This window comes from Massilia sp. CFBP 13721, assembly GCF_014842025.1.
In the GTDB taxonomy this organism is placed as follows: Bacteria; Pseudomonadota; Gammaproteobacteria; order Burkholderiales; family Burkholderiaceae_D; genus Telluria.
This window is the reverse complement of sequence record NZ_JACYUY010000016.1, coordinates 61,536-76,200: the sequence shown is the minus strand read 5'-3', so window position 1 is coordinate 76,200 and position 14,665 is coordinate 61,536. Positions and strand designations below refer to the sequence as shown.

The 14,665-nt window shown below is 65.0% G+C and carries 12 protein-coding genes; 6 read left to right on the top strand and 6 right to left on the bottom strand.

Annotated features, from left to right (window positions below; all coding sequences use genetic code 11):
• Positions 1–40 precede the first annotated feature (40 nt).
• Positions 41–685, bottom strand: coding sequence for a 2-polyprenyl-3-methyl-6-methoxy-1,4-benzoquinone monooxygenase (coq7, locus tag IFT60_RS15980; RefSeq protein WP_192053264.1), 645 nt, complete (start codon positions 683–685; stop codon positions 41–43).
• 249 nt (positions 686–934) lie between these two features.
• Between coq7 and IFT60_RS15975 the strand changes: the two genes are divergently transcribed.
• Genes IFT60_RS15975 through IFT60_RS15965 form a run of 3 tightly spaced genes read left to right on the top strand, consistent with a single transcriptional unit; the run spans position 935 to position 5,605 of the window.
• Complete coding sequence (locus tag IFT60_RS15975) at positions 935–1,828, top strand: ABC transporter ATP-binding protein (protein ID WP_192053259.1); 894 nt, start codon at positions 935–937, stop codon at positions 1,826–1,828.
• A 2-nt stretch (positions 1,829–1,830) separates the two neighbouring features.
• Positions 1,831–5,352, top strand: coding sequence for an ABC transporter permease/M1 family aminopeptidase (locus tag IFT60_RS15970; RefSeq protein WP_192053256.1), 3,522 nt, complete (start codon positions 1,831–1,833; stop codon positions 5,350–5,352).
• Positions 5,353–5,404: 52 nt separating this feature from the next.
• A complete protein-coding gene (locus IFT60_RS15965; protein WP_229510902.1) occupies positions 5,405–5,605 on the top strand; it encodes an addiction module protein in 201 nt (66 codons plus the stop codon).
• A 107-nt stretch (positions 5,606–5,712) separates the two neighbouring features.
• Here IFT60_RS15965 and IFT60_RS15960 read toward each other — a convergent pair whose 3' ends face one another.
• Entirely contained in the window at positions 5,713–8,334 is a 2,622-nt protein-coding gene (locus tag IFT60_RS15960) for a DNA topoisomerase III (RefSeq protein ID WP_192053251.1), read from the bottom strand.
• Between the two features lie 349 nt (positions 8,335–8,683).
• Between IFT60_RS15960 and IFT60_RS15955 the strand changes: the two genes are divergently transcribed.
• Entirely contained in the window at positions 8,684–9,136 is a 453-nt protein-coding gene (locus IFT60_RS15955; protein WP_192053248.1) for a TrbL/VirB6 family protein, read from the top strand.
• A gap of 173 nt (positions 9,137–9,309) precedes the next feature.
• Here IFT60_RS15955 and IFT60_RS15950 read toward each other — a convergent pair whose 3' ends face one another.
• From IFT60_RS15950 to IFT60_RS15940, 3 genes are all read right to left on the bottom strand, one after another.
• Positions 9,310–9,774: a Smg family protein gene (locus tag IFT60_RS15950; RefSeq protein WP_136223162.1), complete on the bottom strand. Its 465-nt coding sequence runs from the start codon at positions 9,772–9,774 to the stop codon at positions 9,310–9,312.
• A gap of 161 nt (positions 9,775–9,935) precedes the next feature.
• The gene (dprA, locus tag IFT60_RS15945) at positions 9,936–11,072 is read right to left on the bottom strand and encodes a DNA-processing protein DprA (protein ID WP_192053246.1); all 1,137 of its coding nucleotides are present in this window, start codon (positions 11,070–11,072) and stop codon (positions 9,936–9,938) included.
• 7 nt (positions 11,073–11,079) lie between these two features.
• The gene (locus tag IFT60_RS15940) at positions 11,080–12,174 is read right to left on the bottom strand and encodes a LysM peptidoglycan-binding domain-containing protein (protein WP_192053244.1); all 1,095 of its coding nucleotides are present in this window, start codon (positions 12,172–12,174) and stop codon (positions 11,080–11,082) included.
• Between the two features lie 287 nt (positions 12,175–12,461).
• Here IFT60_RS15940 and def point away from each other — a divergent pair, with 287 nt between their 5' ends.
• Together def and fmt are read left to right on the top strand one after the other, a co-directional pair.
• The gene (gene def, locus IFT60_RS15935; RefSeq protein ID WP_192053242.1) at positions 12,462–13,004 is read left to right on the top strand and encodes a peptide deformylase; all 543 of its coding nucleotides are present in this window, start codon (positions 12,462–12,464) and stop codon (positions 13,002–13,004) included.
• A gap of 7 nt (positions 13,005–13,011) precedes the next feature.
• Complete coding sequence (fmt, locus tag IFT60_RS15930) at positions 13,012–13,959, top strand: methionyl-tRNA formyltransferase (protein ID WP_192053241.1); 948 nt, start codon at positions 13,012–13,014, stop codon at positions 13,957–13,959.
• Between the two features lie 267 nt (positions 13,960–14,226).
• Here the strand turns inward: fmt and IFT60_RS15925 are convergent, their stop codons facing one another.
• Positions 14,227–14,457, bottom strand: a complete 231-nt coding sequence (locus IFT60_RS15925; protein WP_192053239.1) for a BrnA antitoxin family protein — start codon at positions 14,455–14,457, stop codon at positions 14,227–14,229.
• Between the last annotated feature and the right edge of the window lie 208 nt (positions 14,458–14,665).

Here is a 14,665-nt window from a genome sequence, read left to right as displayed (position 1 = left end):
CACGCGGTCGTACCTATGCGTACCGCACCGCCACCATCGACTATAAATAATACGCCGTCGTCGTCATCACCTTCGCCATCGCCCGCATCGCCAGCTTGACCGGCACCGGCATCTCGGCCGCGCCCAGCGCCTGGGCGGCGTTGCCGTGGGTGACTTCATCGACCCGCATCTGCTCGACGATCGCGCGCGACTTGGCGTCGCCGGGCGGGAGTTGATCGAGGTGGGCGTTCAGGTGCGCTTCGACCTGGCGCTCGGTCTCGACCACGAAACCCAGGCTGCGCGCGTCGCCCAGCTTGGCGGCGACCGTTCCCATCGCATACGCGCCCGCATACCAGAGCGGGTTCAGGACGCTCGGCTGCGAGCCGAGTTCGCTCAGGCGTTCGGCGGTCCAGGCCAGGTGGTCTTCTTCCTCGCGGCCGGCCTGTTCGAACTGGGCGCGCATGGCCGGGCTCTGGGCGTGGCGCGCCTGCGAATCGTAGAGCGCCTGGGCGCAGACTTCGCCGACGTGGTTCACGCGCATCAGGCCGGCGCTGTGGCGCTGTTCGCGCTCGTCGAGCTCGCAATCGACCGTGTTGGCCGCCGGGTTCGCGCGCGTTGCCGAGGCGACGCCGCCGACCACGCGCAGCGCCTTGTCGAAGCCGACGATCAGGTCGTCGAGTGGACTGATGAAACGGTTCGCTCGCATAGGAATCCAGTGATTAGCAAGAAAACCACATTATAAGCGCCGCTGGAATGCCTTGCCGCGCGGCTGTTGGTCCACGCCACGCCAGGCCAGCCCCCATTCTGCTCCGCCTTTTATGCACTCTGGGGAGCGCATTGCGCCGTGCGTCGCATGGGACCGCCCGGGTCAGCCATTAGGGCATACAATGCATTCGTCAAAAAAGGCTTGGCGGAAATGAAAGTAATCGCCCTGCAAAGTTCATCTGGAGTCCGCATGGAATTACGCATCCGCAATTTGTCCAAGACCTACGCCAACGGCGTGGTGGCGCTGGACAAGGTCACGCTGAACATCCCGCCCGGGATGTTCGGCCTGCTGGGGCCGAACGGCGCCGGCAAGTCGACCCTGATGCGCATCCTGGCGACCTTGCAGGAATGCGATGCCGGCTCGGTCTTCGCCGGCGACATCGACGTGCTCGACGAAAAGGACGAAGTGCGGCGCATGCTCGGCTACCTGCCGCAGGATTTCGGCGTCTACCCGCGCGTCTCGGCTTATGAACTGCTCGACCATTTCGCCCAGCTGAAAGGCATCGGCGGCAAGGGGCGGCGGCGCGAAGTCGTCGACGGCCTGCTGCAGCAGACGAATCTCTTCGAGGTGCGCCACCAGAAGCTGGGCACCTTTTCGGGCGGCATGCGCCAGCGCTTCGGCGTGGCGCAGGCGCTGATCGGCGACCCGCAACTGATCATCGTCGACGAACCCACCGCCGGCCTCGACCCGCAGGAACGGGTGCGCTTCCATAACCTGCTGGCGGACATCGGCGCCGACAAGACGGTGCTGCTCTCCACCCACATCGTGTCGGACGTGGCAGATTTGTGCGCCAACATGGCGATCATCCACAAGGGCCACGTGCTGCTGTGCGGCGAGCCGGCGCGCCTGATCGACGACATCGAAGAACACATCTGGGCGCGCTTCATCGACAAGGCGGATCTGCCGCTGTTCCAGAAGCAGCACACGGTGATCTCGACGCGCCTGCGCGCCGGCCGCACGCTGATCCACGTGTACGCCGAAGGCGACCCGGGCATGGGTTTCGAGGAAACGCAGGCCAGCCTCGAGGACGTGTATTTCGCCACCATCGCCGGGCGCCACGACTTCCAGGCCGGGAACGGCTGACGATGCCGGCACTGTTCGCCATCGCCCGCTTCGAGCTGCGCCAGCGCTTCGGCCAGCTGTCGACCTGGGTCTGTTTCTTTGCCCTGGTCGCGCTGGCGCTGCTGTGGACGGCCGCGGCCGGCGGCGTGTTCAAGGATACGGTGGTCGCCTTCGGTTCGCGCGTGCTGATCAACGGGCCGCGCCAGGTGGCGCTGTCCTGCGCCTTCCTCGGCTGCGCCGCCGTGGTGGTGGTGGCCGCCGTCATGGGCCGCGCCATCCAGCAGGACTTCGAGCACGGCATGCACCACTTCTTCTTCAGCGCGCCGATCCCGAAATACGCCTATGTATTCGGGCGCTTCCTTGGCGCCTGGGCCGCACTCGCTTTCATCTTCGCCGCCATTCCGCTGGGCGTGTGGGCCGGCAGCATGCTGCCCGCGATCGATCCGGACCGGATCGGCGCGGCCGGCGCCTCCACCTACATCTTGCCGTGGCTGTTCACGCTGCTGCCGAACCTGTTCATTTTCGGCGCCATCTTCTTCGTGCTGGCGGCGCTGACGCGGCGCATGCTGCCGGTCTACGTGGCCAGCATCGTCCTGATGGTGGGCTATACGATCGCCCCCTCGCTGGCGCGCGACTTCGACTATAAAACCCTGGCCGCGCTGATCGATCCCTTCGCCACCACGGCGCTGATCGACCTCAGCGAATACTGGCCGACGCCGGCGCGCAATGCGCGTCCGCTGCTGCTCGAAGGCGTTTATCTCACCAACCGCCTGCTCTGGTGCGGCTTCGGCCTGGCGGTGCTGTTGCTGGGTTACTGGCGCCTGCATCTCATCGGCCTGCTGGAAACGCGCGGCACCGAGCCACGCAGCAGCGCGGACGCCGCGCCCGTGCTCTCGCAGACCGCCGTCAACACGCGCGAGCGCCCCGACTTCGCGCGCCGCAGCCTCGCCCTGCTGCTGGCACGCGCCACGGCGCTGCACCTGCGCCAGTCGGTGGCGACGCTGCCCTTCGCGCTGATCGCCCTGGTCGGCATCGTGCTGCTGGTGGGCGGCAGCTTCGGCATCGGCCAGCTGCACGGCGCGCGTACCTGGCCGCTGACCTGGCAGATGCTGGAACTGGTACGGGATGGCTTTGCGGTCTATATGCCGCTGGTGACCGCCTTCTATGCCGCCCAGCTGGTGTGGCGCGAGCGCGATGCCGGCACCAGCCAGCTGTTCGACGCGCTGCCGGTGCCGGGCTGGCTGGCGCCGGTGTCGAAAACGCTGGCGCTAGTAGTGATGCAGGCCTTGCTGCTGTTCCTGGCCATGCTGTGCGCGATGCTGTGCCAGCTGTTGCGCGGTTACTTCGCGCTCGAACCCGGCCTCTACCTGCAGACCCTGTTCACGATCCTGTTGCCGCAATACGCGCTGCTGGCGGTGCTGGCAATCGCGGTGCAGGCGCTGTGCGGCCGCAAATACCTCGGCTATGCGGTGTTCGTGGCCCTGGGCCTGGGCGCGTTCGCCCTGCAGGGCCGCGGCTTCGACCATGTACTGCTGCCCTTCGTCGGCCTGCCGCCGCTCGACTACTCGACCATGAACGGCTACGGCCACCACCTGCTGCGCGCGCGCATGCTGTTGCTGTACTGGGGCGGGGCGATGCTGATGCTGCTGGTAACCAGCATCGTCCTGTGGCCGCGCGGCGTGAACGCGGAATTCAGGAGCCGGCTGCGCCTGGCGCGCCAGAACCTGACCCTGCCGGCGCTGGGCGCGTTCGGCGCCGGCCTGCTGGTTTTTGGCGGCAGCGGCGCCCTGCTCTGGTACGAGCTGGAGGTGGCCGGCAACTACCGCAGCACGCACGCCCTCGAGGCGCGCCGCGCCGACTACGAAACGCGCTACCGTCAGTTCGCGCAGCTGCCGCAGCCGCGGCTGGCCGTGGTCGACCTGCGCGTCGACCTGTATCCGCGCGCGCGCATGCTGGCGGTGCAGGGCCACTACCAGCTCGAGAACCGCACCGGTGCGCCGCTGCGCGACCTGGTCCTGTACCAGCAGCCGGGCATCGACCTGGCCACGCGCTTGTCCAGCCCGGCGCGGCTGGTCACCGCCGACCGCGAACGCGGCTTCTTCCACTACCGGCTGGCCACGCCGCTGGCGCCAGGCGCAAAAGTCGTGCTCTCCTTTGAGCTCAGCGCCGCGCCGGGCGGCCTGCTCGGCATCGGCAGCGACACGCCGGTGGCCGCGAACGGCAGCTATGTGACGGACGAGGCGCTGCCGCGCATCGGTTACCAGCGCCAGGTCGAACTGAACGACGCGCGCGACCGGCGCCGCCATGGCCTCGCGCCGCGTGCACCAAGCGGCGCCGCGTCCGCGTTCGAACCCGTCGCCTTTAGCGCGGTCGTCAGCACCGTGCCCGACCAGGTGGCCGTGGCCCCGGGCACGCTCGAGCGCGAATGGATCGCCAACGAGCGGCGTCACTTCCATTACCGCTCCGAAGGCCCGCTGCCCGGCGACTACGCGATCGCATCGGCGCGCTATGCGGTGCGCAACGAGCGCTGGCAGGATGTCGCCATCGACGCCTATTTCGAGCCGGCCCATGCCGAGAATGCGCAGCGCCTGCTGCGCGGCGCCGGCGCCTTCCTCGACTACTGCGCGCGCCAGTTCGGCCCCTACGGCCAGCACGACCTGCGCCTGGTCGAGACGCCGCGCAATGCCGGCGCGGCGCGCGCCTTTTCCGGCATGCTGGCCGTGCCCGAAGACGACGCCTTCGTCGCTCGCGTCGATGGCGCACGCGGCAGCATCGACTACCCCTTCTACATGGGCGTCTGGGCCAGCGCGCACCAGTGGTGGGGGCGCCAACCGGGCGGCGCGCAGCTGGCCGATACCCTGGCCGAATACAGCGCGCTGATGGCCCTGCGTGCCGGCGGCGGTAGTGGCGCCTCCGCCATACGCCGCTATCTGCGCGAAAACCAGCGCGCCTACCTGATCGGCCGCGCCGTGGCGACCGGCCGCGAACAGCCGCTGGTGCACAACCAGGACGCGCCCTGGCTACGCCAGCGCAAGGGCGCCCTGGCGCTCTACCTGCTGCAGGACCTGCTGGGCGAGGAACGCGTGAACGGCGTCCTGCGCAAGGTGGCGCAGGAGCGCGCCGGCGGCGACGCGGCCGCCATGGCGGCGCTGGCGGCCGCCCTGCGCGCGCTTGCGCCGCCCGACAAGGCCTATCTGGTGCGCGACCTGTTCGACGACGTCGTGCTGTATGAAAACCGCGCCGACAGCGCCAGCGCGCGCCTGCGCCCGGACGGCAAGTACGAGGTCGTGCTGCGCGCCAGCGCGGCCAAGGTACGCGCGGGTGCCGCGGGAGAGCAGGAGCTGCCGCTGGCCGACTACATCGAGTTCGGCGTCGACGACGCGGCTGGCAATCCCCTGGTGCGCGAGCGGCGGCGGGTAACGCGCGGCGTCCAGACCCTCACCTTCGTCGTCGCCGGCCGGCCGGCACGCGCCGGCATCGATCCCGACTACAAGCTGATTGACAAGAAGCCAACGGATAATCTGGTTGTAGTCGACAGCCAGTAAAACTCACGCTATGATCGAGCCACCATTTCATAGAGGTTGATCGATGTCCCCCATGCTTGCCGAAGTTTGCGAAAAGATTCAGCTCCTGAATAACGAGGAGCGGCATGAGGTGCTGCGCGTCCTGCTGCAGGACATCGACGGCCTGGCCGACGCCGATGCCGACGAAGCCTGGCGCGACGAAGTCGTGCGCCGCGTAAAGGCGATCCGCAACGGCGAAGCGGCGATTCGCGCGCTGCAGGACTGGCAGGAGTGAGTCCTACCCGGATCGGGTAACAGGCTAAACAGAATAGACTGTTTTGAACAATAAAAAACCGCGACCCGAGGGCCGCGGTTTTTGTTTGGGGGATCGCTCCCCCGGCCTTATTTCTTCGCTGCGGCGCGCTTGGCGGCCGGCTTCTTCGCTGCCGGCTTTGCAGCGGCCTTTTTCGCGGCCGGCTTCTTCGCCACCACGGCGATATCGTCACCCTCGGGCGCATCGGCCGCCGCCGCCTTGCCCTTGGCCGGCGCCTTGGCCTTGCGCTCCTCGAACTCGAAGCTGATCTTGCCATCCTTGGCGCGCGTCAGGAAAGCCTTGAACGAGCGGCGCGTGCGCTGCGAGACAAAGCCCGGCAGCAGGTCCGTCTTGCCGTCGTTGAGCAATTTCGCCATCTGCTCGGGCAGGATTTCCTGTTGCAGGATGATGCGGCCGCTGCGGAAGTCGCAGGTCTTCGGCTTGGCCACGCTCTTCTCGCAGACGTAGGCCAGCGGCATCTCGTAGACGCCGCCGAAGCATTTCGGGCACGGTCCCAGCGCGGTCTGGCCGCTGAAGTCGACGCCCTCGCCGTCTTCGCCGCCTTCCTGGTCCTGGCCAAAATCGAATTCGAGCTTGAAGTTGTTGATGTCTTCGTCGCGCACGATGCGCAGGATGGCGGCGAACGGACGTCCCATCTTCGAGCGGAAGCCCTGCAGCGGACCGATGGTGCGCTTTTCCAGCAACTCCTCGACTTCGGCGATCTCGAACTGGCGGCTGCCCGGCGTCTTGCTCATCGAGAAGTCGCACTTGGTGCAGGCGAAGCGGCGGTAGTTTTCCTTGACCACGCCGGCGCAGTTCGGGCACGGCGCCTGCAAGGTGGCGTATTCGCCGGGAATCGTATCGTTGTTGTATTCCTTGGCGCGCTTGACGATGATTTGCGTCATCTGCGCGATTTCACGCATGAACTCTTCGCGCGAAATCTTGCCCTTTTCCATCTGCGACAGCTTGTATTCCCATTCGCCGGTCAGTTCCGGCGCCGTCAGCTCGTTCACGCCGAGGCCGCGCAGCAGGGTCATCAGCTGCGACGCTTTCGCGGTCGGGATCAGCTCGCGCCCTTCGCGGATCAGGTATTTTTCCGTCAGCAAGCCCTCGATGATGGCTGCGCGCGTGGCCGGCGTGCCGAGGCCCTTGCCCGCCATCGCATCGCGCAGTTCATCCGAATCGACCAGTTTGCCGGCGCCTTCCATGGCCGACAGCAGCGTCGCCTCGCTGTAGCGCGCGGGTGGTTTGGTGACCAGGCCGTTGGCGGTGATCTTGTCGGTGAGCACCTTCTCACCCTTGGCGACCGGGACCAGCGTGGCGCCATCCTTGTCGTCGCCGGTGGTGTCCTTGCCGTAGACTGCCAGCCAGCCCGGGTTGGTCATGACTTTACCCTCGGTCTTGAACTGGTGTCCCGAGACTTCGGTGAAGCGGGTGGTGACCAGGAACTCGGCCGGCGGGAAGAAGACGGCCAGGAAACGGCGCGTCACTAAGTCATAAAGCTTCTGCTCCGGCTCGGTCAGGTTCTTGGGGGCGACGCCGGTCGGGATGATCGCGAAGTGATCCGAGATCTTGGTGTTGTCGAAAATGCGCTTGTTCGGCTTGACCCAGCCGTTTTTCGTGACCTGTTTCGCGAACTGGTTGTAGTTGTTGGTGTCGGCCAGCGCGTCCATCGTCGACTTGACGGTGGCGACGTAATCTTCCGGCAGGTGGCGCGAATCGGTACGCGGGTAGGTCAGCACCTTGTGCTTCTCGTACAGCGCCTGGGCCAGGCCGAGCGTGTTCTTGGCCGAGAAGCCGAAGCGGCCGTTGGCTTCGCGCTGCAGGCTGGTCAGGTCGAACAGGGCCGGCGCCATCGAGGTGGTCGGCTTCGATTCCTCGGTAACATTGCCCTGCTTGCCGCGGCAGGCGGCGGCGATCGAGTCGGCGGCCGCCTTGCTCCACAGGCGCTCGGCGCGCTTTTCCGGATCGTTCTCGTCCTTCTTGAACTTCTGGTCGAGCCAGCGCCCTTCGTAGACGCCGGCGGCGCAAACGAACTCGGCGCGCACTTCCCAATAGTCGCGTGGCACGAACTTCTTGATCTTCTCTTCGCGCTCGACCACGATCGACAGGGTCGGCGTCTGCACGCGGCCCACGGTCGTCAGGTAAAAGCCGCCCTCTTTCGAGTTGAAGGCGGTCATGGCGCGGGTGCCGTTGATGCCGATCAGCCAGTCCGCTTCCGAACGGCAACGCGCGGCGTCGGCCAGCGGCAGCATTTCCTCGTCGCTACGCAGTTGCTTGAAGCCTTCGCGGATGGCGTTCGCCGTCATCGACTGCAGCCACAGACGCTTGACCGGCTGCTTGGCTTTCGCATGCTGCGCGATCAGGCGGAAGATCAATTCTCCTTCGCGGCCCGCGTCACATGCGTTGATCAGGGTGGTGACGTCCTTGCGCTTAATTAACTTATTAAGCACCTTGAGCCGCGACTCGGTTTTTGCAATGGGGTTCAGCGCGAAGTGCGGCGGAATCATCGGCAGGTGGGTGAAGCTCCATTTGCCGCGCTTGACGTCGTATTCCTCGGGCACCGCGATTTCCAGCAGGTGGCCGACGGCGGACGAAAGGACGTATTCGTCGTTTTCGAAATACTCATCGTGCTTGGTGAAGCCGCCCAGCGTCTTCGCGATGTCGTTCGCGACAGACGGCTTCTCGGCGATGATGAGGGTTTTGGTCATAGGGTTTCTCGTCCTGCTTATATAGTAGATGTTTGGCCTGCGCATCATACATGCTTTGGCTACAAGGCCGCTGCGAGGCCGGGACTAGTGTCTTATTAGTAATAGTCCTGAATGAGCGGCCAATGATAAGCGTGTTGTCGCGCTGTTCGCAAGTGGCCTCTGCACCTTCCTTGTGCAGCGCGTCATCGGATCGCCCGCGTTTGCCCCACCGTGGCGCTTGCGCAACGACTTAGAGATGGTGAGCGCTTTCCTACATGATCGCCATCGAGATTCCGATAGAAGCGGGACTGTGGTGCGCGCATGATCGGCCCGTTGGCGCCCGCGCGCGCCGTTTTCGGGAGGATCGACCATGAGCGACAAACACAAAGGCATGGTGAACGAGCACGGCCGCAGCGTCCGGCGCGAGAAGATGGTGCCGGTGGCGGAAGGCAGCCAGCAAGGCAAGGCGCCGGGCGCCGGGCCGGGCAGCCGCCAGTCAAGCGCAGGAGCGGGTGCGGGCAGCATGCAGGCCACCGACGCCGGTACCCGCGGCGGGCCGGGCTCGCAGACGGGCGGCCGCAGCGCGCGCCAGCAGGGGCAGCGCATGCAGGCGGCGGCCGAGGCCGACCGGCTCGGCGCTTCGCAACAATCGGGCGCCGGCGGACTCGAAGAGAAGCAGCACGCCGGATCGAAAGAGTCTGCGCTGGCGCCGCGCTCGCAACAGTCGGCCAGCCCTGGCGCCGGCGGCCGTGGGCATGCGGAACAGCCCGCTTCGGATGTCGGTTCAGGGTCTGCGGGCACCGACCGCGATCCGCAGCGTTGAGTGATTCGGACCATCACCGCGGCCGGCCCTGGAGGACACCGGTTGCAGTGCGCAGAAGTGAAACAAGTTGTCTCAGTTCGGGGCAATAGCACGAAAACAAAAACTGCCGCGATGCGGCAGTTTTATCGTGGTCCGATCGCAATGCACGTGTGCAATGCGATAGGTTAAATTATTTAGTGCAATTGACGCGGAATTTGTTCGTCGTCGGAGCCGAACAGGTCGTCGAAGATGAGCGCGTCCGGTTCCTTGTTCTGGCTCCACATCATCATCAGCACGATGATCTTCAGCTTGCTCAGGGTGACCGGCGATTCGTCGACGGCGAGTGCGCGCTCGATGACGATTTCGCGCTGCAAGGGCGTGAGCAGCTTGGCGCTTTCGAGGAACTGGATGAAGCCGATCGCGGCGCTGCCGAGCTCGTTATACTCCTCGTCCACGTAGTAACGCGTGCCGGTGGAGGCGACCACGTCGGCCAGCTCTTCGCCGGCCATTTCGGTCAAACCGGTAAGCCAATCGATGGCCTCGCAGATCTCGAAATCGTCGAAGCCGACGGCGGAGAGCTTGCGTGCCAGGGCAGCCGGCTCGGGGCAGGCTTCGGGACGGTAGTACGTCTCGTAGAGGTAGACTAGGATGTCGAACATAGTGACGCTACTGTAGCAGTTAAGCTCGTACAGGTACAAGCTTGCTGCGCGTGCGCACATACGGCGAACGAAATTCGTCGTTTTTCGGCCTTATCGGTTCATATAGGCTTGTAAGTAATGTTCGATATGATGCATCTTTTTAATATCGTATTCATGTCGCATTAAGCCACCACGCGTTGCACTTTTCCGCCCGGTAAACGTTCGATCATTCCCGCCATTTCGAGTGCCAATAATCCCATGCTTAATTGACCGATATCGGCGCCGGTGAGTTCCAATAAATAATCGACATCGAGCGGTTCATGCCCGAGCTGCGCCAGCAAATCGGTACAGTCCGTTTCAGTCGGCAAGGCTTGCGCGGATGCGACGGCCACCGCCGGCGTACACAGGCGCGGCGCGACCTGCAGTGCCTCCAGTACTTCATCTACTGTTTCAATGAGCCGCGCACCATCGCGTATCAACTGGTGACAGCCCTTGGCCAGCGGCGCGTGGATCGAACCGGGCAAGGCGAACACTTCCCTGCCCTGTTCGGCGGCCACGCGTGCGGTGATCAGCGAGCCCGATTGCGCCGCCGCCTCGACCACCAGCACGCCGCTCGACAAGCCGCTGATGATGCGATTGCGACGCGGAAAATTGCCGCTGGTGGGCGGCGTGCCGAGTGCGTATTCGCTGACGATGCAACCCTCGCTGGCGATGCGCTGCGCCAATGCGCGATTGCATGCCGGATAGAACAAGTCGGCGCCGGTGCCGACCACGGCGATCGTCGATCCGGCGCCGCGCAATGCGCCTTCGTGCGCGGCGGCATCGATGCCAAGTGCCAGGCCTGACACCACGCACACGCCCGCATCCGACAGGGCCGTGGCGAAAGCGCCGGCATTCGTCTTGCCCTGCAGCGTGGCATTGCGGCTGCCGACGATCGCCAGCGCCGGCCGTGCGAGCAGGTCGATGCGTCCTCTTATATAGAGCAGCAAGGGTGGATCGGGAATGGTGGCGAGCGCCTGCGGATAGGCGGCGTCGCCCAGCGCCAGCACGTGGTGCGAAGGCGTGCGCAGCCATGCGAGCGTGGTGTCGATCAACGTGCGCGTGGCGGGAGAAGGCGGCGCGCACAGCGCGCGCGCCAGGGCCGGGCCGACATGGGCGGCGAGCGCCGCATGGCCGGCCTCAAAAATAGCGCGCGGCGAACCGAAGGCGGCGAGCAGCAGGTGCGCGGTGCGCAGCCCCACGCCGCGCGTACCTTCCAGGCGCAGCCAGTCGGTGAGGCAAGCAGCACTGCGGGCAGAGGTGGGGTCCGTGTCCTGCACGGTGGATTTACTCCGGTGATTTCGCCACGTCGCCGACTTCCACCGGCGCCGTCACTTGCATGATCAGGCCGTACGACACGCGCCCGAACACTCGGAAGATGAACAGGCTGCCATATTGTTCATCGGGAAGTTTCATCGTCGGGCGTCCCAATCCGAATACACCTTTACTTCCTTCCGGATCAGCAACCGTCTTCCCGAAATGATAGAGCTGCAGCACTGCGCCGACATCGAGTCCGTCAATCGAACCACGGTTGACAGTGACGACCTGGCTCTGTCCGGCATAGGTCACACCGGCATAAATCGACATCACGCGCGCATCGATGTCCGCTGCCGGCGCGTGCGGCACATAGTTGCGTACGGCAGGCGGCGGCGCCGGGATCAGGCGGTCGCCGACGCCCATCTCGCTGACCGAGCTCGCCACGATCATGGTGTGCACGTCGACGCCCGGTGCCGCCGCCTTCACCAGCTTGACGGTGCCGACATAGGTCGCTTCGTGCGCCAGCACGGCGCCGGTCTGCGGATCTTTCAAGGCACCACCGGGACGGAATACCTGGAACTCGGTCGCACCGGCCAGGTTGCCGCGCACATAGATGCGGTCGCCGGTTCCGAGGTACAAGCGATTTTCTTCGGAAGCGGCAATGCGCGGCGCGCCCGCCAGTGCATCCTTTTCCACCACGAGTGGCTGGGTCAGGTAAGGCTCGATCACGCCGGCGGGAATCGCATCGATGGCGCCGCGTTCGAGGCCTTCGCTGCGCACCTGGGGCGACAGGCGCAACACGGGCGCATCGCCGTCGCCGCCGCTGCCAGGCTTGGTCAGCGACAGGCGGCCGCGCGCGCGGTCGAAGTAGACGATCTGGCCCGGGTAGATCCAGTGCGGGTTGCGGATTTCCTCGCGGTTCATGCCCCACACCTGGGGCCAGCACCAGGGGTGCTCGAGGAAGGCGCCGGAAATATCCCACAAGGTATCGCCCTTGACCACGCGATGCTGGTCCGGGGCATTCGGCTTGAAGCTGCATTCGGCGGCCTGGACAGGGCCAGCCACAACACACGCAACGAGCGCCGCGGCTGCAGCGCGGGCCGCGACTGTGCTAAAATTTTTCATTGAAGACGTCCGTAAAATGCGGCATTGACATCGGAATTGCTGGCTGCCCTCCATCACCCCGGCCAGCCGCGGCGCAAAAGACAGCGAAGAGTCAGCAGGCTTGTACCCAGGACCGCATGGCGGATGGGGAGAGTTGCCCAACTGAATCAAATTCTGCACATAAATCCTTGAACTAGCAAGACAAACCGCGTCCTGCCGGCAGGGCGATGTGTTGCATTCCTGCTCGTGCGCCCCGATATATGGATCGTCTGGCAAAAACCTTACATAACTACTATTGAACACCTGATATGGCCCTCCTGAAGATCCTGCGCTATCCCGACCCCCGCCTGCACAAGGTGGCTGTGCCAGTCACCGAATTTGGCGAGCGCCTGGCCACGCTGGTGGCCGACATGGCCGAGACCATGTACGACGCACCGGGCGTCGGCCTGGCCGCGACCCAGGTCGACGTGCACGAGCGCGTGGTCGTGATCGACACCTCCGAGACGCACGACGAGTTGCTGGTGTTCGTCAATCCGGAAATCACCTGGGCCAGCGACGAGAGGCAGGTCTACGACGAAGGCTGCCTGTCGGTGCCGGGCATTTACGACGGCGTCGAGCGTCCGTCGCGCGTGAAAGTGCGCGCCCAGGATGCCAAGGGCGCGACCTTCGAGCTCGACTGCGAAGGCTTGCTGGCGGTGTGCATCCAGCACGAGATGGACCACCTGATGGGCAAGGTGTTCGTCGAATACCTGTCGCCTTTGAAGCGCAACCGCATCAAGGCCAAGCTGCAAAAGGAAGAGCGCGGCCTGGAGCGCGAAGCGGCCCTCAAGGCCGCCGGCCGCCGCTACTAAGGTGACGATGCGAGTCGTTTTCGCCGGCACGCCGGAGTTTGCCGCCTGCGCGCTGCGCGCCCTGGTCGATGCCGGTTTCACCATTCCGCTGGTGCTGACCCAGCCCGACCGCCCGGCCGGACGTGGCATGCAGCTGCAGGCATCAAGCGTCAAGCAAGTGGCGCTGGAGCACGGCATCGAGGTGTTGCAGCCGCTGTCGCTGCGCACCGACAGCAAGGACCCGCAACGCGCGCTCGAGGCGCAGGCCGCGCATGCGCGCCTGGTGGCGCTCGACTACGACGTGATGGTGGTGGCGGCCTATGGCCTGATCCTGCCGCGCAGCACGCTCGATATCGCGCCCTGCATCAACATCCACGGTTCCCTGCTGCCGCGCTGGCGCGGCGCCGCCCCGATCCACCGCGCGATCGAAAGCGGCGATGCCGAGACCGGCGTGACCATCATGGGCATGGAAGAAGGGCTCGATACCGGCCCGATGATGCTGATCGAACGCGTGGCCATCGAGGATGCCGACACCACCGGCAGCCTGCACGACAAGCTGGCCGCGCTCGGCGCTTCGATGATCGTCGAGGCCTTGCGCCGCCTGGAACAGGGTGCGTTGCCGGCCACGCCGCAGCCGGAACAAGGCGTGACCTATGCGGCCAAGATCAGCAAGGATGAAGCGAAGCTCGATTTCGCCCTGCCCGCCGTCGACCTGTGGCGCAAGGTGCGTGCCTTCAACCCTTTCCCCGGTGCGCAAGGGAGCGTGAACGGGACGGCAGTCAAGATCTGGGCTGCGGAGCCGGCGCAAGGCAATGGCCAGCCCGGGCAAGTGCTGGCGGCCGATGCCGGCGGCATCGTGGTGGCCTGCGGTACCGGCGCGCTGCGTTTGTTGCAGCTGCAGAAGCCTGGCGGCAAGCGCCTGGCGGCGGGCGAGCTCCTGAAGAGTTTTCCGTTGCAGGGACTAGCGTTCGAATAAGCGCGGCGTGTCACTTTGTAATACTTGGATGTGGGATCGTAAGGTGGGCGGCTCCACTCGTTCGTGTGCATTCACACGGCTTGTGCGCCGCCCACGCGTTCAACCAGATGTAAATCCGTCGCGGCAGATCGCCCTGCCGTTGAACGCGTGGGCGGCAATAAAGTCGCAGCGGTGCACAGACCGAGGTGGAGCCGCCCACCTTACGGGTACAGCGATACCAAACACTCCAAATGAAAAACGCGCCCATCGGGCGCGCTGTCATGTTACTTAGTTACCGTCCAGCTCCGCCGCGCGTTGGGCATCCATATGCTCGCGCAAGACCTGGTTGATGCGGGTCTGGTATCCCGGGCCCGCCCCTTTGAACCAGTCCAGCATGTCGACGTCCAGGCGGATCGTCACGATCTGCTTCGCGCCCGCTGGCGCTGCTTTTGGCTCGGCTGCCGCGATGTGGCTGTGCAGCGAAGGCTGGTCCCAATCAGGTTCGTACTCTTTGTTCATGCTATCCATCCCGTGTTAAACCATGCCACGTTCTCGTGGCCAACTCATTTATTGTCACCGCTGTATGTATCCGTAAAATTGCGAAACGACCGGGTTTTGTAACGCTCTGTAACAAGTCGTCGCATAAACACATAACGATACAATCTGCCACCGCCTTGACCGGTCCGGGCGGGAAGACTCGGCATTGACGTATAATTTCAGACCGCCT

Coding starts and splice junctions, on each gene's coding strand:
- IFT60_RS15975 (WP_192053259.1), top strand. CDS start 935: ATGGAATTACGCATCCGCAATTTGTCCAAGACCTACGCCAACGGCGTG.
- IFT60_RS15940 (WP_192053244.1), bottom strand. CDS start 12,174: ATGAAAAATTTTAGCACAGTCGCGGCCCGCGCTGCAGCCGCGGCGCTC.
- IFT60_RS15965 (WP_229510902.1), top strand. CDS start 5,405: ATGCTTGCCGAAGTTTGCGAAAAGATTCAGCTCCTGAATAACGAGGAG.
- IFT60_RS15950 (WP_136223162.1), bottom strand. CDS start 9,774: ATGTTCGACATCCTAGTCTACCTCTACGAGACGTACTACCGTCCCGAA.
- coq7 (WP_192053264.1), bottom strand. CDS start 685: ATGCGAGCGAACCGTTTCATCAGTCCACTCGACGACCTGATCGTCGGC.
- IFT60_RS15970 (WP_192053256.1), top strand. CDS start 1,831: ATGCCGGCACTGTTCGCCATCGCCCGCTTCGAGCTGCGCCAGCGCTTC.
- IFT60_RS15955 (WP_192053248.1), top strand. CDS start 8,684: ATGAGCGACAAACACAAAGGCATGGTGAACGAGCACGGCCGCAGCGTC.
- fmt (WP_192053241.1), top strand. CDS start 13,012: ATGCGAGTCGTTTTCGCCGGCACGCCGGAGTTTGCCGCCTGCGCGCTG.
- def (WP_192053242.1), top strand. CDS start 12,462: ATGGCCCTCCTGAAGATCCTGCGCTATCCCGACCCCCGCCTGCACAAG.
- IFT60_RS15925 (WP_192053239.1), bottom strand. CDS start 14,457: ATGAACAAAGAGTACGAACCTGATTGGGACCAGCCTTCGCTGCACAGC.
- IFT60_RS15960 (WP_192053251.1), bottom strand. CDS start 8,334: ATGACCAAAACCCTCATCATCGCCGAGAAGCCGTCTGTCGCGAACGAC.